This window comes from Mesobacillus jeotgali (assembly GCF_002874535.1).
GTDB lineage: Bacteria > Bacillota > Bacilli > Bacillales > Cytobacillaceae > Mesobacillus > Mesobacillus jeotgali.
Genome location: NZ_CP025025.1, coordinates 361518 through 378600, shown reverse-complemented (window position 1 = coordinate 378600; position 17083 = coordinate 361518). Strand labels below are relative to the sequence as shown.

Genomic DNA, 17083 nt, shown 5'->3' with positions numbered 1-17083 from the left:
CCTCCGTTTCTTAGTGAGTATTTAAAATCTCTGTGATGTGAATGATCTTTACTTTTTTGCCTTCGCGCTCCATGCGGCCGCCAATATTCATCAAGCAGCCCATATCCGCGCCAACCAAATACTCAGCTTTAGTTTCTGCCACGTGACGTGACTTCTCACTCACCATCTCCTGGGAGATCACCGGGTTTTTCACGGCAAACGTTCCGCCGAATCCACAGCAATCCTCTTCCCATGGCAGGTCAACCAGCTCAACACCTTTGACATTGCGCAACAAGATTTTCGGTTGTTCTTTTACACCAAGAAGACGTTTCATATGGCAGGAGGAATGGAAAGTCACTCTTCCTTTAAAAGTCGAGCCCAAATCGGTTATGCCCATGACGTCGACAAGGAATTCCGTAATTTCGTAACACTTAGAAGCGAAGACTTTCGCCTCTTCTTCCCACTCTGGGTCGCCGGCAAAGATATGCGGATATTCCTTCAACATGCTCACGCAGGATCCTGATGGTCCAACGACATATTCCGAGTGGCGGAAAGCCTTCATCATTTGTTTCATCGCTGCTTTCGCTTCTTCTAAATACCCGCTGTTATAGGCAGGCTGGCCGCAGCATGTCTGCTCCATCGGATAATCCACATCACATCCAACCCTCTCAAGGATCTCAAGCGTGTTTTTCGCCACATCCGCAAAGAGAATATCACTTAGGCACGTACTAAATAATGAAACCTTCATGTTTGTTCACCTCATGTAAAAGTCGTTCGACGGCCGCCCGAATTACTCAATGTATTTAAAAAGTCGGTCCTGGACATTTTGTAAATGCTCAAGCATTGCTTGGCGCGCTTCGTTTGGCTGTCGGTTTTTAATAGCTTCAAAGATTCGTCGATGCTCGGAATGCAGGTCATCGACGATGTTATCAGAATACAGGAGCACCTTCCGGGTTTCCTGGATCGTTTGCGAATTTAGCGCCGAGACGCTGCTCATCAGATTAATCAACAATTTGTTATGTGTCGCATTCGCGATTGCAACGTGAAAATCAAGGTCCGCTTGCGAAGCGAGGTCTTCATTTCCATTGGCATGTTCCATTACGATCAATGCTTTTTCCATATCAAGCAAATCTTCTTCTTCATGCACAGCAGCTGCCTGAGCCGCGGTGCCGATTTCTAAAATCTTACGGACTTCATACAGTTCCTTCACATCTTCAAGCTTCATTAAGAAAGCGCTGGTAACGGGCAACTGGAATTTCGACGGATCAAAGGTGTTCACAAATGTCCCTTCACCCTGGCGCATTTTCACCAGCCCCATCGTCCGCAAGCCACTTAACGCTTCCCTGATAGTGGAACTCCCAACGTCGAAGCTTTTCGCCAGCTTTTCGACGGAATCTAATTTATCACCTGGTTTTAACTCACCAGTTTTAATCAACTCAATTATTGAATCAGCAACTTGTTCATAAACCTTTTTTGCTTGCACTCGTTTATATGGCATATCATTCATCTCCCATCTATTCCTATTTATTATACAGAGAATTTAGTTCTCCGAAAGATAGTGGGACCTTTTGGCAGCTTAAAGTAAGTTTAAGAAGATAAAACCAGACACTCCCGCAAGAATTCCATACAGGATCGCAGGTGCCAAAGTTTTACGAATAATTTCCCCTTCTTTACCGGACACCCCAACAACCGCACTCGCTGCAACGACATTATGCACACAAATCATATTTCCTGCAGCTGCCCCAATGAGCTGGACTGCCAGCACGATATTCGACTCCAGACCAACGGCATCCGCGACATTGAATTGAATTGGCGAAAACGTTAGCGTCGAAACCGTTGCACTTCCAGTAATGAACGCACCTAACTCACCAAGGAATGGAGCAACGAAAATCCAGACCGAGCCTAACGAGCCAGCAAAGGATTCGGCAATATACTGAGGCATACTGACTAGTTCATTGAGATTCATGCCCGAGTTAACAAATACTTGAACCATTGAAAGCGTCGCAATCAAGGCAATCGAAGTCATTTTCATCGTCGATAACGACTCTTTCGATGCATTGGTAAAAGTCTGATACGATTTGCGCTGGAATAAAAACGCTAAAACTGCCGCAGCAGTAAGGATTGTTCCTGGAGAATATAAGAATTCCCAGGCCGATGTCACACCCTCAACTCCTAAAATATTGCTCCAGGTAAAGTCAACCGCTGTCCTCGTAAACTCTTTCAGGGCTGGAACAATCCGTGTGAGCAGCAATAAAAGAACAACAACGACATATGGCGACCAGGCTGTCACAATGCTCATATTTGACTTTTCAGTCGAAACGACAAAATCCTTCCGCATTGCAGCTTTCCATTCTGTCTTCGGAAGCAAGAAGCCTTTTTTCGCGGTCAATGTCGCCACCGCCAAAGTGATGAGTGCGGCAAGAATAGAAACAAACTCATGCCCAAAAAGGCTAGCAATCAGTAACGCACTGCCCGTGTAGATAAAACCAATCATCAGTGTCCACGGAAGCATCGGCAACGCATCTTTGATACCGCTTCCAAAGAAGACCGTTAACACCACCATTAAAATAAACGGAATGAACGAACCCGCGAGTAAATCCAGACTCGTCACGGTAACGGCAATATCATGGAAAAACGGAGTATCGGCACCAGGTATATTGCTCAGTCCCACTGCCACTGGAGTCCCGACCGCACCGAACATGACAGCGGTACTATCAGCAATCAAGGCAATCGTTGCAGCTGCGATCGGCTGGAACCCTAGAGCCAGCATTAACGGTCCGGTAACCATCGCCGGCGTTCCAAAGCCTGCCGCTCCTTCAATCAGTGAACCAAATAAAAAGGCAACAATAATGACCTGGACCCGCATGTCACCAGAAATGCTTTGAAATCCCTGGTTAATCCTGACGACCGCTCCTGTATTTCGAAGCGTATTCAACAACACCAATGCACCAAATAAAATCCAAAGAATAGTCAGCGTTTTATGTACCCCTTGAAAAATCGACGCCATTACCACTTCTCCTTGCATCCCCCAAGTAGTAAGCGCTAACAAAATGACGATCAGTGAACTCAAAGCCATCCCCTTAGCCGCTGGCATCCGCAAAATCACAAGAAATAAAAACGGAGCGATAATCGCACTTAACGCAATCAGCAATAACATTTAATCCCTTCCCCCTAGTTGCTCAAAAGCTTGATAGTTTCATAGTTTAAAGCATTTTGTTTTATTACGCGCAGCAGATATCCGGTCATCTGATGACCTCATTATTTTTCCATACTTTTTAAAAGAATTCAATAACAAAAATCACAAATTGGCAGAAGAATGTATTGCTGTCCCATTAAAATATTTAAACCAGAAAAACCCCCAAACCCCAGTCTCTGGCAAGGAGTAGTGATCTTTTCAAAAACAAAATTGCGATTAAAAAAAAATCATCCCGAAGGATACTTGATTCTTACATTCTAAGTGATTAATAGTCGTTTTTAGCACTACAATTGCCTGTTCATGGGAGTTAAAGGGCAGGTTTTGTTGACCCACAAAACAACACACTTTTATGTTTTATGGAACACTTAAACCTTTCCATGGCCCAAAACCCATTCAATTTATATTAATAATCGTTCCACTTGTTTTTTTAATTCAGGCATCTTATTTTGGACAACATCCCAAACGATACGATAATCGATAGAGAAGTACCCATGTCCTGTCACAATAACGATGGTTTCTTGACAGCTTTGGCCTCCTCCCGCTCAAAGCTGTCAAAATAACAGGGTTTTCTTGACAGCTTTGGCCTCTTTTCCATCAAACCTGTCACAATAACGATGATTTCTTGACAGCTTTGACCTCTTCTTCCACAAACCTGTCACAATAACGGGGTTTTCTTGACAGCTTTGGCCTCTTCCCCCTCAAACTTGTCACAATTACAACGGATTCTTGACAGCTTTGCCATCTTCTCCTTCAAACCTGTCACAATAACAGGGTTTTCTTGACAGCTTTGGCCTCTTCCCCCTCAAACCTGTCAAAATAACAGAGTTTTCTTTACAGCTTTGGCCTCTTCTCCTTCAAACCTGTCACAATAACGAGGTTTTCTTGACAGCTTTGGCCTCTTCTCCTTCAAACCTGTCACAATTACAACGGATTCTTGACAGCTTTGCCATCTTCTCCTTCAAACCTGTCACAATAACGGGATTTTCTTGACAACTTTGACCTCTTCTCTCTCGAACCTGTCACAATAACAAGATTTTCTTGACAGCTTTGGCCTCTTTTCCTTCAAACCTGTCACAATTACAACGGATTCTTGACAGCTTTGGCCTCTTCTCCATCAAACCTGTCACAATAACGGGGTTTTCTTGACAGCTTTATCCTCTTCTCCTTCAAACCTGTCACAATTACAGATTCCAATCCTTTAACCTCGTAATCTTAAATTTGCAGGAAGTCACTCGTGCTCGCTTAGGTGACAGCTTCGGGTAACGAGCCAAATATCCTTTCGTGATTTTCGGCTCATGCTGTTTTCATTTAGCTTTTCTATCACTTAATTATGCTTCAGTAACCTCAAGGAAGTTTCAACCTGTTTCCTGGTCGTTCCTTAATTGTGTATAAATTTGCTGATAGGCTGATGCCTCATTGACCATGCCTTTCTGTTGATACATTTTACTCAGTTGCCTTACCGGAGCTGGGTCAGCCGGGTTGAGCTCCATTTCCCAGAAGAAACATTCGATTGCTTGATCATATTGGTGGAAATCTGCGTAAAATTGCCCCAATTCCATCATTCTGTCAGGATTCTCCAGAAGAGCTGCCATTTCATTGATTTTGCGAATGGTGATTGAATGTGGAAAGTTTTTCTGGATAGGCTTCAGTTTTTCACAGACCACTTTCAGTTCATGCCCCTCCATTAGCTTTCCTGTCAGCTGCAGAATTCTTTGTTCAAATTGCCTCGGGTCATTTTCCTGAGCAACTTGCTGATGCAGCAGCAGAAACTCATCCAAGTGAGAAACCACAAAATCAGCACCAACCTGCTTCCAAATTTCATTAAGGAGCAGGTGATACTCTGCTGGCAATTCCTCAATGAAAGGGAATAAATATTCGGCCGCTTTCTCATATTGTCCGACTCTCATCAATCCCTCAATGAAAGTTCGAGCTTCCGGTACCCATTTATATGGATTAATTTTTGCATAGGATAAGACTTGAATCCAATTTTCAAGGGGGAGATATTTCAAGGCCAAATCTGTCTGGCTCTTAACAGACTCAGACGTAAGATTCTTTTTATCATCCATCCAAAGCAGCAGAACTTCTGCATACCGTTCTCCGTTTATTAATATCTTTTGCAGCATTTGATAATGTTCGCTGTTTTTTCGATTCATAAAGCAATGGAACTCTGCAAATAAGGGGTCCTTCTTTTCGATTGCCGATAAAGATGAAGTAGTGTAGAAATTGGAATATGAGCTGTATTCCCGGGAATGGAGGAGATCACTGAATTTCTCCAGGGAGGGAGATAAGTCGGATAAAAGATGGATCGATTGATAGGCTTTAGAAAAACTGCCGTTTCTTCTATAGTGGAAGAAGATGTTTTCGATTGGTTTGGAAAGCTGTTCTGTTGAGAAAAATGAGTCGAGCGCTGCGGCAATACATGGTATTTCAAGGGGAGAATAATTGCGCTGGAGATGATTAAAGAGCTTGTTTTTAGCTGGTATGGTTAAAGCTGTCGTGGGAATGAGTACAGGTAGAAGCGGGTGCTTTTGATTTAAAATGATCCCTTCATTCAGCACTTTATCAAGAAAGGAACCTTTTTGAACCTTGTCGAGTTGATCACCATAGATAAGGGCATTTTTGTAGAAAATCAGATAATACTTTTCGTTTACCTCAGTTTGGATCTCTGCGACCATGAATCTGGCGAAGATCGCTGTCCGCACAACTTCTCCATTCACCATAACCCTATTAGATTTGAACGATATTTTTGTCGGCATTGTTAGTTCATTTTTCATGAAACATTGAGCCTCCTAATGAATCGTATATTGTTTTCTATAGTTTAATTATACGTTACCCTTTTTAAAAAAGCGACGACACTTGAAAAGGGACATAGGGACGGTCCTGCTGTACCACTTAAATCAAATTTCTACAACCTTGCCATTACATAAAAAAAGCATCCCGAAGGATACTTATTTATATATTTTAAGCGGTTCAACGTTGATTTTTAAAACTACGGTTGCGGGATCATGAACCATATTTATTTTATCCACCACATATTCTTTCTTGTATAGCGTGACAGTATTACTAGCCCTCAAAGCTGCAACATACTGCTCCCAATGCTTTACATTGGCACTTAAGAGACACTTGTCTTTCAGATAATAATCGACTCTGTTTGGAACTCGGTTCAATTCTACACCCCCCTTTTGATAGAGTTTATGAATCATATTTTCTAATAATGACAAGCTGTTTACCGTTTCATCAGCTAAAAAGAAAAATCCATCCTTTTAGACAGAATGGATTTTGGCTTGCCTGGTATAAATGATTCAATGAATAAAAAAAACAACTACAATCCACCACAGTTTGGCGAATTTTCTTGATCTCCCTCCATGTAATCCATGCCTTTTTCAACTGCTTCCAGTCCATAACCTGTTTGACTAATCTCCAGTTGCTCTTCGTTTTGGACGTTGTTAATCATTTGGCCTTCCTGACGTTTTTGTTTTTTGTCCCGCATCATTTTCCCTCCAATGTTTATTCAGTATTTTTCTCCTGGAGGTATTTTTTATTCACGTCAACAAACCTTCTCCATAGCTTCCCACATTTCTGAAAAAAAATGAAGCGCACACAATTTAATTTTCCAACATTTACCGATTTTATTCACAATTTTCAAGTGATTGATAGTATACTTTATAAATAGAAGAGTATTTTATTAAAGCTTATTAATTAGCTTTAATAAATTTTAGTTGGCCGGAGGAAAAAGATGATGGATGATCAATATTTTGTTGGTTGGGGCACCTTGGCATTAATTAACGCTGGACTTGCACAAGGAAAGAATAGGACCGGGTTGAGTTGGTTTTTGCTTTCTCTTTTATTAGGACCTTTAGCAACACTATTTTTGTTATTTGCAGAAAAGAGAGAGGATAACTAGGAATGACAAATCTTAAAAAATCATCAACAGACAAATCCATTGCCGGTGTTTGCGGAGGAATAGCTGAGTATTACGGTATATCTTCTTTGGCCGTAAGACTAATATTTCTTTTATTACCTGGCGCTAATATTCTAATATATTTAATACTTGTTAATACAATGTCTGATAGCCCTCCGTCATTATGATTAAAAGGAAGAGACAAAGGGAGGGTTCTGCTGTTGTGAGACGCAAGAACTGTCACCAGAATAGACAGAGGGACGGTTCTGCTGTCTCTGTCATACACAAATTTACAACACTTATGAGACACTAGAACTGTCACTTTGTCCACATGCCCCGCACATATCACGTTTCTTATAACCGACTTAACGAGAATTCCAGTTGAAAATCCCTTGGATCACTTTCGTAAAATTCCTGTTGGATTTCTTCGGCCACTTTACACCCGATTCCAAAGTAAAAGGCGACTGTTTCTTCTGCAGATCCGGCACATATAAAGAGCTTATCAGCCTGCCACTCTTTCGCTTGTTGTGCTGAAAGGAAAAATAGCTTCTTGCCAATGCCTTTATGTCTGTGCTCGAGTGTGATGAAAAGCTGGTCCAGTAATACATATTGAGAGTTCTCGCCAAAGAAACCCCGATTGACAGTGGCAAAGCCTATTAATCTACCATCTCGGTCAAATGCGCCAATCGCACTCCCACCCTCGCTGATCGTTTGCATCAAATTATTGAAATGATGTTCATACCCATTCGGCCAATCAGGGTCCTGGTAATTGATCTCGACCAGTTGACGTTTGCCATCAACTTCCCTCCACGCTTTTCCAATATACTGAGAAGCGTCCATATCCTTCATCAGTTCACACTCATCCACCTTTAACTGTCTAAATGTTAGGTTTGTCATCGGTTGCCTCCATCTATTCGTTGAAAAATTAATCCTGCTGTCTTCTTAATAAATCCTGCTTATACTGAATCACGCTCAGCAGCTTTAATCCCCTTAGAGTCGGGATCATGTTTTCCAATTCAGCGAGCACCATTTCCTTCTTCCCATCATGGACCATTTCTTCCAATTCCAATAGCCTTTGATAAAACGGATTCCTCACTTTTTCTTTACAATTTCTATACGATTCACGATCGTCCTGCTCAAGCGCAATCCCAGCAAGGGAATACCACTTATACATATTATCCTTTAACCCACTGGCCAACTCTTCCGCTTCATCATACTGCTTTCTTTTAATAAGAAGGTTCACGTGATTCAGCTTTTGATAAAAAGGAGATTTAATCTTAGGCAGCTTGTCCTCCGCTTCCTCCAACTCATCATTGAAAAAATGATAATAAAACTGAAATTGCGGTTGCTTCGATTTTCTCATAAAGGTCATGATCTTATCCGGATCCTTCTCAAAAAGAACGGGATAAAAACTTTTGGACATAAAGGCCAATAGAAAAACAAGATTGACCAAAATAAACAGCCATACCGGCGCTTGCATGAAACCTAATAACAAATCAGCAAAAAATATTCCGATAAAGAACCAAAACATGGTTTATTCCCTCTTTTACTATCAATAAATAATGTTTGTGACTGCGTTTTATATCGGTAAACAGGATACAAATTTCAAGACCTCGGGACAAGAGAATCGTACCTTTGTTTCTTCAGGGTAGAATCCATTTAGTACTTCATTTTTAGTTCACTTGTGTTCTTATCAAAAAGCTCAAGGGCTGCGGAAGATATTTCTTGATAATCTTCTTCTAACCAAACATTTATATTAGACTCATAATCTTTTTCAAAGATTGCAAAAGACAGATCCTTCATAATGTTGTAAGACGCATACGGGTGGGGAAATTCAGGTTCATTTTTTGCATCGTTCAGGAATTTCTTTAATATTGAGTGATCTTTGGTATAGATAAGTTCTACTAGCTTTGCCCGATATTCTAACTCAGCGGACGTCAAACCTGGAAAGGATCTGTAGTCAGATAAATGCTGAGCTTCGTGTTTTAAATAGGATACCTGAAAATCGTCGTGCTCTAAGTTTTTATATCGCTTCGAATTACAATACAATCCATCTTCTTGTGCCCATCCACCGACAGTTCTATTGTTAAAAGTTGCAAACCCCATCCAGCCTTCAAGCAAAAAATCTGACATCATATGTACAGTCACAGTGATCGAATGATGAGGAATTTCAACCTTAAAATCAATTGGTTCACAACGTTTCCATATATACGCGCCTCTATATGGAGGAGTAACTCCACCCAAGAAATGATAGCCTTTTTTAGCGAAAATAGCAGCCAGCTCATTTTCAGTTTCATCAATTGTGGATGGTGATTCAACTTTTAAATGCATTCTTAATCTATTATTAAGGTCTGCCTCCGCCTCATGAAGTGAGGCTGCATTGGTCAATACGGTTCGAAAATAATCATGGTATGCAGCTAGTACACCTTTAATCCACTTATCTTCATCCAGAATATGTTCATCCGATTCTGGAGAATAAAACCTTTCCATATACATCTTCTGAATTTTTTCCATTTCCTTTGTCCTTGGTTGAATAGAATCCAGGTAGTCCATTGCTGCATTCAGATCTCCTTGAAGACACAGTGAATAAAATTGATCCATTTAATTATCCCCTTTTTATAAATGAAGCGCCTGTCTAACTTGCTTATTTAGCTAACCTGTTTATATAACAAGAATCCAGAAAGATTGTTAAAAAAGTGAATTAATCCTTCCTAACGACCCTCCATGCTTCTTCTACTTGAAATCTGTCAGAAAGGCTAGATTCTAGATGTCCGTTGATACCATTGGCAGTAAGGATTGTCTCTTCACTGCTGTTTTCTCTTGAAATCCTCAGAGTTGAATTGAATACTTCTGCTTTAAGGACCTCGGCCGTTTCCATTACACTAGCCAACTGTTGTAGTTGATGTTTCATGTCAAAAAAATCAACGGAGATGGCGTCATACGTTTTCCCTTGCCCCGAATCTAAGAAAATCCGATCATGCTCTTCCTCCATGAACTGCTGATAAAATGATTGGTTTTCCCAGAAAGCAAGAATCCAGGCTGTGTTTGGCTCCTTTTCACACCAGCCGCCTATCTGTCCTAGAAACCCTTTCATATGGCCGAGTGGCTCCCATTGTGTTTGCCCCTCTGAAAATAATCCCTTCTTTTGTTCATCTACCTGACACCTGATTGATTTTATGAGCATGGCCTTCCTCCTAACCCCATCACAACTGAATCTGCCACCCACTCATATCCAATTTCCTGATAGATTTTATTTGAAGTAGGATTGCTGAGGTCGGTATATAGACTCGTTGTTTGATAGCCCCGATCCAACATCAATTGTGAGAGTGCTGCAACACAATCAGAAGCAAAGCCTTTTTTTCTATGCTTGATGGGTGTGTAGACAAAATTGATGTTGATGTTTCTTTTCGTGGGCCTTGTTGCATTTGCCATGGAAACGATTTCCCCATCTATTTCCCAACCCATCAATCGTCCTCTTCGAATCAATTCATCCGCTTTGACGTCGGCTTCGGCCATGGTGATGGGCAGGTTCACGTCTTCGCAAAATTGATACACCCACTCTTTTACAAGACCATGTTCCTTTTCTGTCAGTGCCCTCAGTTTTCCTCTGGATACTATTTTCTTCTTCACTTTTTCCAGTTTGTATAATCCCTGATCCATTTCCACTGTTGCTGTCACATCTCTTAGCTTAGAAAGGTAGCCCGATAGTTCGAAAATTAGCTTCCTGTCACCAATAAGTCCTGGAATACACTCAACTTCATGATGCATCTGTTCTGCCACCAGTCGTACTTCGTCAGGCGAAAAAGAAGCAGCTTTTGAAAAAATGATCTTATCCGGCTGAGTTTGAAGCATAGCCCATACAATTTCTTCATCCCTTTTAACGACAGCCATTAACAGCGGGTTTCTTTCCGCGGATTCCAGCACTCCCAAAGGCAAATTATTGACCACTTCATCCTGTTCCAAAAACGCGGTTACCTCTTCTTTAAACGGCAAGAGATTTTCATATTTTATCAGCTTAATCATCCCATCATCCCCATTTCCTAGCCTTGCGAAACGTCTTGAATTACAAATCTATATTCGCTAATCCACAGATTCATCCTGCTTTTTTGGTTAATATTGTCTCACTCATAATCATAAAATCTCTTTTTTCGTCCCAGAACTTCCTTTTTACTGGCGATTCACAGGTTCTTGTGTCTCAATAACCCATGCTTCCTTATTATTAATCAGATATAAACCCCTAATTGCCGATTCACTCTTTCAAAATTTAAAAAAGACATTAATTAATTGGCGTTTATTGAACAAGATTTTATCTTCTACAAGCTTTTATTTCGACTTCCGAATGGGACAAGAGAACCGTCCCTACGTCTCTATTGCAAGCGCATTGCTTCCAATACTATAAATTGCTTTTATATAACATCTTCTTTATATTTAAATTAGAAATGTCCATACGGAAATCAGATTAAAATTAAGGAGAAAATATGAATTCTAATAATAAGAAACTCTATGATTTTATCACTGAAGACCCTTCAATTCTCACGAATAAATGGTTAAGCATGAGAGCCAACAACCCAACAAGTGTCTACTCTTGTGACAACCTTCAAGCTGAAAACCGATTAAGGGAGCAAAATGGACTTTTTATTAGAACGGTAGCTAATGTACTGGTTGCTAGCGAAAACGAAGTGAATCAAGAGATTAAAACGTGGGCCCAAACCGTTGCGATGGACCGCGTGGAAACAAGGACACCCATCCACGAAGTCATTCATCAATTCGGAATATTCAGGGGTATTTTCTGGGAACATATTCACCAATTCGTTATCGAGAATAAAGGGGAAATTTCTGATTCAGAAATTCTGCATTGGAGCACATTGATCCATTCTACATTTGATACTATTATTGAAACCTTTGCGGAAAAATATTATAACTATTACAATGATAGACTCTCTGTCCAAAGTGAATTAATCAATGAATTGAGCGCCCCGATCATACCACTCTCTGACTCTATTGGGGTATTGCCACTTGTGGGAGAAATCGACACCCAGCGTGCAAAGTACATCACAGAATCCGTACTGATGCAAAGCAAAGACTATCATTTAACCCATCTGTTCATCGATTTATCAGGTGTCTCCATTATTGATACAATGGTAGCAAATCAGTTATTCCAGATTATCGACATCCTGAAGTTAATCGGTGTAAAAGTGTATATCAGCGGCATCCGCCCAGAAATAGCCCAGACAGCAATCCAACTAGGAATCAACTTTCATAAAGTACCAACACAGGCAACCTTAAAGCAAGCATTAAAGGCAAATAAAATCCTCATATCAGATACTCATATGGCACAAATGTAATACCAAATTGAGACACAGGGACGCCCCTGTGTCTCTTTTGTATTTAGAGTTATACCGCTTGAAACAATGCGATAGTATTCCCAAAACCCTCTTTAACTGTTCAACACTCTCGATAATAGGAAAAGTAGAAGGGGCGGTTCTAGTGTTTTACCAAATCACCTTCCAATTGTGATTCACAGTTGCTTTGATGGTGTTATGCTCGAGAAAGTAGTTTGCGAGGAGTTCTGTCATGTCGGTTTGGATTTCCTTGATAACGGTTTTGTTCTTGAACATTGTATAGTCGCCTCCGCCTCCTGCACGGTAATTGTTCATCACTACCTCAAACTCTTCTTCCGGTTTTACATCATGACCTTTATGAGAGAGCTTCACCACTCTTTCTCCAACTGGTTTCCTAATATCGAGGATATAGTCAATACCTTCCCACATATCATAGTTGTAATGCTGTGGCTTGGGCTCAGAGAAGTTTGGATTTACAGCGATTTTACCGTTATCAACTATGAAATAGCTGGCCGACCGCTCAAGAGCATCCTTCATATCCTGCCCTGATATTTTGATCACAGAAAGCGTATTGGGATAAACATAATTTGATACAATTTCACGCATTGTTACTTGCTTGCTAAAGCCTGGTGCCTCATTATGGAACAGGGCAGTATTTGAAATAGCCGCGCCACTTGCCTCCATCTGAACTTTATTGATGAACTCAATCAGGGGATGTTCATTTGTCCGTAAGTCGATCGGGTCTGTGACTTCCATGTTTCCTACAATTGTTCCAAGTGTCTGGTCAAGCCAGTTCTGTGTTTCCTGTTCATATTTTTCAACAAGTGTCAGGATGCTTTCATCCGGCTCTTCATTTTCAAGCTCCATTATCTCAGCCACCTTATCGACAATCTTCCATCTGCCGTTATCTTTCACGAATGAAATAGTTGCCTTGCCGATCTGTTTGCCGTTGAATCCTGGCTGCAGGACGGTCACACCATTCAACTCCCCGGCTATTTTTCTATGCTGATGGCCTGTAAGCAGGAGATCGATTCCTTCAACTTCATGACAAATCCGATACGCCTGGTTCTCCCCTGTTTGATTCTCCGTTTCCCCGCCCGTTTCAAGATCCCGCTCAAAACCGCCATGGTAAGCAAGAATCAATATATCCGGTTTTTCCTTTTCATGTATGTAATTGACCCACTTTTTCGCGGTCTTAAGTGCATCCTCGAATTTTAATTCCTTAATATGTTTAGGGTTTTCCCAATTCGGGATATAGTGAGTGGTCAACCCAAGAACCGCTGCTTTCACTCCACTGTCAAACTTTTTCACCATATAGGGAGTCCCGAATTTTGGAGTGCGAGTTGACGAGTCAACAATATTGGCTGACAGCCATGGAAAATCCGACTCGCTCACTGCCCGATTCAGGATTTCCATACCATAATTGAACTCATGATTGCCGATGACGGCGGCATCATATTCCAGCTCATTCAGGACCTTGATCATCGGAATAGGGAGATCGGCTCCAAATTTCACAAAATGATAGGCCAGCGGAGTTCCCTGGATTAAATCGCCGTTATCGATCACAAGGAGATTTTCCTCCTGCTTCCGATGCTTCTTAATAACTGTTGCTGCATATGAGAGTCCTTGTGGCACATTCTCGTTCGTCCCATAATTAATTGGAAAAATGGAACCATGAACATCACTTGTCTCCAATATAACCAGCTTCGCCCCTGCCCTTATCTCCTGCATAAAAACCTCCGGGTAAGTTGATTGAATACATACAAATTACCACTTCCTCTCCAGCAAACAAAATTAATCTGGCAAAAAGATGATTTAACTTTGAGACACATGACGGATCTCGCGTTTACAAAATAGTTAAGAGAAGAGTCCCTATTGTTTACATTTTTTCAATTTTCAAGGGACACAGGAACCGTCCCCATGTCCCATAACCAAAAATTAAGAGATACCGTTAATAAACAGTATCTCTTCTACAACCATTTAAATATCCCATTAATTCTCTGCTACTCAGCTGCTTAAAGATTAGCGAAGTGCCAGCCTCAATAACAACTAGTATTAGTGTTTGACTAACGAAAAAAGCTTCAAATACAAGCGTCAATACCAAGCTGGAATCCACTTTTATCTCATTTCTCTATAAAAAACATTGATATGGCTCCCGGACCTACATGGGTTCCAACAGAAACTCCCATCTGCATGATATGGATAGCACCTGAAAATCCTGCTTCTTCACGGATTTTTTCTTGTAGCGTTTGAGCAACGGTCTTATCCGATGTATATCCAATGAGAATAAAATCTGTCATTTCTTTGTCGTTTCGTTTAATAAACTCCTGAACATAATGCTTCAGTACTTTATTACGGCCTCTTTCCTTTGCAACAATTGCTCCTTTTCCTTGCTTCATCGTCATGATCGGTTTAAGCATAAGAATCTTTCCGATAAAGGCACTTGCATTCGTAAGTCTGCCACTCTTAATTAAATGATTTAAATCATCAACTGAAAGGAAGTGTTTTACTTTTGTTTTATAAGTTTCATTAAAATTGATGATTTCTTCAAATGATGCCCCCTGCTCTCGCATCATCGCACTCTTCATGATCAACCATCCGCTGCCATGACTCATGCATTTAGAATCAACTATATGAATTTTAACTGCCGAATCAGGCGATTCCTCATAAAAATAATCCTTAGCTATCACAGCTGACTGATAGGCACCGCTTGTTCCGCTAGACATACATACACATAGTATCTCTTCGCACCCATCCTTCACAGCTTTCTTTATGATCTTAAGGTATTCTTCAGGACTTGGCATTCCTGTTGTTGGATGCTCAGCTAACCCTTCCAACATTTCATAAAAATCATTTGGCTCAATATCCACTCTATCTTTGTAAAGCTTGCCCTCAATATTTATTGTCAACGGCGCTAAGCTAATGTCATATAATTCAAGTACTTCATTCGATAAATCACAAGTTGAATCAGCCAAAATTTTTATCATTTCTTTCCTCCAAGTAAGCTACTACCCTTATCTTAACCCAACCTCAGCTCAAGTTAATACATATTTTATTAGGCACTTTTCGGTAACTAGCTTCTTTAGCTCTAAAAATCAGCATTAAAAATCGGTAAACTCGATGAAAACCGAATTTGCCGACAGTATTTATTTTGCAGTTACCAGCTACTTTACTCTTCTGGCTGCTTGCTGAATAGGATCCCATACACCATTATACGGGGGAGCATACGCCAGATCTAAGTCAAGCAGCTCTTCGGTTGTCATGGAATGAAATATGGCTGTCGCCAGGACATCGATTCGTTTGTCGACGCCATTCTCCCCAATAATTTGCCCGCCTAGAACCTTATGTGTCTCTTTATGATAGACAAGTTTCAATTTCATTTTTTTATCATCCGGATAATAACCGGCGATATCAGTTGCTGTAATGGTTACAGAGCCATAGGGGATGTTCAGCTTGTTTGCCTCTTTTTCTGATATCCCTGTTCTCCCCAGGGTTAGATTGAAAAACTTAATAATGGAAGTGCCGACAATTCCTTTAAAGGTTTTATGTACATCAACCATGTTCAATCCGGCGATTTGTCCTTGCTTATTGGCATGTGTTCCTAACGGGACATGGTCGTCCTTTTCTTTTACCCGGTGGTATTGGGTGGCACAATCTCCTGCAGCGTAGATATCCTCCACACTTGTTTGCATATAGGCATTCACCTGGATCGCACCATTTCCAATTGTTTTGATTCCTGTTCCTTCCAAAAAGGAAGTATTGGGCTTCACACCTACAGCGACTAGCACCAAATCTGTTTCATATTCTCCTTTATCGGTTTTTACAGATTCTACATGATCACTTCCACCGAATGCTTCCACGGATTCACCCATTTTCAGCACAATGTTTTGCTTTACTGCTTCTTCATGGATCAGTTCGGCCATGTCTTTATCAAATATTTTGGCTAATTGCTCATTTCTTTCAATGATGGTGACCTTCTTGCCGAGCTCCGCAAAACTTTCGGCCATTTCAAGCCCAATGTATCCGCCGCCAATCACGGTCACATTAGTTATATCTTTTTCTAGATAATCCATGATTGCTTTTGCATCAGGGATGGTTTTTAGCGAGAAAATACCAGGAAGTGTCACACCTTCCCACTTAGGAATGACCGAGCTTACACCAGTTGCAACCAGAAGGCGGTCATATGGAAGGCTAAACGTTTCACCATTACTAAGATTTATTCCACTGACCATTTTATTTTCTACGTCTACCTTTTGGGCTTCATGAAATACTCGTGCATCAATGCCATATTTCTCTTTAAAAGTAGACTGAGTGCGCGCGATTAACTGATCGGTGGACTCAATCTTTCCACTGATCACATAAGGCAGGCCACATTGTCCGTACGAATACACGCCTCCCTTTTCCAATACCGTGATTTCATGTCCAGTGCTGTTCCGGACCATTTGCATCGCAGCACTCATGCCCGCTGCATCTCCGCCAATAATCAGTATTTTCATCTTCATCCCTCCACTCCTTGTGTATCCATTTATTACTGAGTTTTAAACATTTATATCTATATATAGGCAACTTTAGAAAAATGCTGATTAACCCTATTTATCTTTCGCTAAAACGAGAGAGACACAGGACGGTTCCACAGTCGCACAAAATTGCATATCCATGGAACAC

Annotated in this window: 18 protein-coding genes; 3 read left to right on the top strand and 15 right to left on the bottom strand. The window is 40.9% G+C overall.

Features of this window, described 5'->3' with window-relative positions; translation table 11 throughout:
- Positions 1-10: 10 nt before the first annotated feature.
- From CD004_RS01850 to CD004_RS23640, 7 genes are all read right to left on the bottom strand, one after another.
- Positions 11-727, bottom strand: a complete 717-nt coding sequence (locus CD004_RS01850) for a (Fe-S)-binding protein (protein WP_102261209.1) — start codon at positions 725-727, stop codon at positions 11-13.
- A gap of 42 nt (positions 728-769) precedes the next feature.
- Positions 770-1477, bottom strand: a complete 708-nt coding sequence (locus CD004_RS01845; RefSeq protein WP_102261208.1) for a FadR/GntR family transcriptional regulator — start codon at positions 1475-1477, stop codon at positions 770-772.
- Between the two features lie 78 nt (positions 1478-1555).
- The gene (locus CD004_RS01840) at positions 1556-3136 is read right to left on the bottom strand and encodes an L-lactate permease (protein WP_102261207.1); all 1581 of its coding nucleotides are present in this window, start codon (positions 3134-3136) and stop codon (positions 1556-1558) included.
- Positions 3137-3573: 437 nt separating this feature from the next.
- Complete coding sequence (locus tag CD004_RS01835; protein ID WP_226678218.1) at positions 3574-3678, bottom strand: HepT-like ribonuclease domain-containing protein; 105 nt, start codon at positions 3676-3678, stop codon at positions 3574-3576.
- Between the two features lie 852 nt (positions 3679-4530).
- The gene (locus CD004_RS01830; RefSeq protein WP_102261205.1) at positions 4531-5949 is read right to left on the bottom strand and encodes a tetratricopeptide repeat protein; all 1419 of its coding nucleotides are present in this window, start codon (positions 5947-5949) and stop codon (positions 4531-4533) included.
- Between the two features lie 174 nt (positions 5950-6123).
- Positions 6124-6342, bottom strand: coding sequence for a hypothetical protein (locus tag CD004_RS01825; protein ID WP_102261204.1), 219 nt, complete (start codon positions 6340-6342; stop codon positions 6124-6126).
- A 155-nt stretch (positions 6343-6497) separates the two neighbouring features.
- A complete protein-coding gene (locus tag CD004_RS23640) occupies positions 6498-6668 on the bottom strand; it encodes a hypothetical protein (protein ID WP_158651458.1) in 171 nt (56 codons plus the stop codon).
- 243 nt (positions 6669-6911) lie between these two features.
- On the opposite strand from CD004_RS23640, the gene CD004_RS23635 reads away from it, so the two are divergent.
- Complete coding sequence (locus CD004_RS23635; RefSeq protein WP_158651457.1) at positions 6912-7079, top strand: hypothetical protein; 168 nt, start codon at positions 6912-6914, stop codon at positions 7077-7079.
- A 2-nt stretch (positions 7080-7081) separates the two neighbouring features.
- Positions 7082-7264 carry a PspC domain-containing protein gene (locus CD004_RS01820; protein ID WP_102261203.1) on the top strand — a complete coding sequence of 61 codons (183 nt, stop codon included), beginning with the start codon at positions 7082-7084 and terminating at the stop codon, positions 7262-7264.
- Between the two features lie 166 nt (positions 7265-7430).
- On the opposite strand, the gene CD004_RS01815 is transcribed toward CD004_RS01820, so the two are convergent.
- The 5 genes from CD004_RS01815 to CD004_RS01795 form a co-directional block, all read right to left on the bottom strand.
- Positions 7431-7973 carry a GNAT family N-acetyltransferase gene (locus tag CD004_RS01815; RefSeq protein ID WP_102261202.1) on the bottom strand — a complete coding sequence of 181 codons (543 nt, stop codon included), beginning with the start codon at positions 7971-7973 and terminating at the stop codon, positions 7431-7433.
- Positions 7974-8001: 28 nt separating this feature from the next.
- Positions 8002-8607 (bottom strand): hypothetical protein, encoded by a 606-nt coding sequence (locus CD004_RS01810; RefSeq protein WP_102261201.1) that lies wholly within the window; start codon positions 8605-8607, stop codon positions 8002-8004.
- A 128-nt stretch (positions 8608-8735) separates the two neighbouring features.
- Positions 8736-9677 carry a hypothetical protein gene (locus CD004_RS01805; protein ID WP_102261200.1) on the bottom strand — a complete coding sequence of 314 codons (942 nt, stop codon included), beginning with the start codon at positions 9675-9677 and terminating at the stop codon, positions 8736-8738.
- Between the two features lie 100 nt (positions 9678-9777).
- Entirely contained in the window at positions 9778-10260 is a 483-nt protein-coding gene (locus tag CD004_RS01800) for a YdbC family protein (protein ID WP_102261199.1), read from the bottom strand.
- Positions 10251-11099, bottom strand: coding sequence for a GNAT family N-acetyltransferase (locus CD004_RS01795; protein ID WP_102261198.1), 849 nt, complete (start codon positions 11097-11099; stop codon positions 10251-10253). Before CD004_RS01795 ends, CD004_RS01800 begins: the two co-directional genes overlap by 10 nt.
- A gap of 455 nt (positions 11100-11554) precedes the next feature.
- Here CD004_RS01795 and CD004_RS01790 point away from each other — a divergent pair, with 455 nt between their 5' ends.
- Positions 11555-12421 carry an STAS domain-containing protein gene (locus tag CD004_RS01790; RefSeq protein ID WP_102261197.1) on the top strand — a complete coding sequence of 289 codons (867 nt, stop codon included), beginning with the start codon at positions 11555-11557 and terminating at the stop codon, positions 12419-12421.
- Positions 12422-12568: 147 nt separating this feature from the next.
- Here the strand turns inward: CD004_RS01790 and CD004_RS01785 are convergent, their stop codons facing one another.
- The 3 genes from CD004_RS01785 to CD004_RS01775 all read right to left on the bottom strand — a co-directional run bounded on the left by CD004_RS01785 (position 12569) and on the right by CD004_RS01775 (position 16914).
- On the bottom strand, positions 12569-14149 hold the full coding sequence (locus tag CD004_RS01785) for a bifunctional metallophosphatase/5'-nucleotidase (RefSeq protein ID WP_102261196.1): 1581 nt from the start codon (positions 14147-14149) through the stop codon (positions 12569-12571).
- Positions 14150-14541: 392 nt separating this feature from the next.
- Positions 14542-15405 (bottom strand): DegV family protein, encoded by an 864-nt coding sequence (locus CD004_RS01780; RefSeq protein ID WP_102261195.1) that lies wholly within the window; start codon positions 15403-15405, stop codon positions 14542-14544.
- Between the two features lie 177 nt (positions 15406-15582).
- Entirely contained in the window at positions 15583-16914 is a 1332-nt protein-coding gene (locus tag CD004_RS01775; RefSeq protein ID WP_102261194.1) for a CoA-disulfide reductase, read from the bottom strand.
- Between the last annotated feature and the right edge of the window lie 169 nt (positions 16915-17083).

What these genes read in the sequence shown, in the direction of transcription:
- CD004_RS01850 (WP_102261209.1), bottom strand. Translation starts at nt 727, where the DNA reads ATGAAGGTTTCATTATTTAGTACGTGCCTAAGTGATATTCTCTTTGCG.
- CD004_RS01845 (WP_102261208.1), bottom strand. Translation starts at nt 1,477, where the DNA reads ATGCCATATAAACGAGTGCAAGCAAAAAAGGTTTATGAACAAGTTGCT.
- CD004_RS01840 (WP_102261207.1), bottom strand. Translation starts at nt 3,136, where the DNA reads ATGTTATTGCTGATTGCGTTAAGTGCGATTATCGCTCCGTTTTTATTT.
- CD004_RS01830 (WP_102261205.1), bottom strand. Translation starts at nt 5,949, where the DNA reads ATGAAAAATGAACTAACAATGCCGACAAAAATATCGTTCAAATCTAAT.
- CD004_RS23640 (WP_158651458.1), bottom strand. Translation starts at nt 6,668, where the DNA reads ATGATGCGGGACAAAAAACAAAAACGTCAGGAAGGCCAAATGATTAAC.
- CD004_RS23635 (WP_158651457.1), top strand. Translation starts at nt 6,912, where the DNA reads ATGATGGATGATCAATATTTTGTTGGTTGGGGCACCTTGGCATTAATT.
- CD004_RS01820 (WP_102261203.1), top strand. Translation starts at nt 7,082, where the DNA reads ATGACAAATCTTAAAAAATCATCAACAGACAAATCCATTGCCGGTGTT.
- CD004_RS01815 (WP_102261202.1), bottom strand. Translation starts at nt 7,973, where the DNA reads ATGACAAACCTAACATTTAGACAGTTAAAGGTGGATGAGTGTGAACTG.
- CD004_RS01810 (WP_102261201.1), bottom strand. Translation starts at nt 8,607, where the DNA reads ATGTTTTGGTTCTTTATCGGAATATTTTTTGCTGATTTGTTATTAGGT.
- CD004_RS01805 (WP_102261200.1), bottom strand. Translation starts at nt 9,677, where the DNA reads ATGGATCAATTTTATTCACTGTGTCTTCAAGGAGATCTGAATGCAGCA.
- CD004_RS01800 (WP_102261199.1), bottom strand. Translation starts at nt 10,260, where the DNA reads ATGCTCATAAAATCAATCAGGTGTCAGGTAGATGAACAAAAGAAGGGA.
- CD004_RS01795 (WP_102261198.1), bottom strand. Translation starts at nt 11,099, where the DNA reads ATGATTAAGCTGATAAAATATGAAAATCTCTTGCCGTTTAAAGAAGAG.
- CD004_RS01790 (WP_102261197.1), top strand. Translation starts at nt 11,555, where the DNA reads ATGAATTCTAATAATAAGAAACTCTATGATTTTATCACTGAAGACCCT.
- CD004_RS01785 (WP_102261196.1), bottom strand. Translation starts at nt 14,149, where the DNA reads ATGCAGGAGATAAGGGCAGGGGCGAAGCTGGTTATATTGGAGACAAGT.
- CD004_RS01780 (WP_102261195.1), bottom strand. Translation starts at nt 15,405, where the DNA reads ATGATAAAAATTTTGGCTGATTCAACTTGTGATTTATCGAATGAAGTA.
- CD004_RS01775 (WP_102261194.1), bottom strand. Translation starts at nt 16,914, where the DNA reads ATGAAAATACTGATTATTGGCGGAGATGCAGCGGGCATGAGTGCTGCG.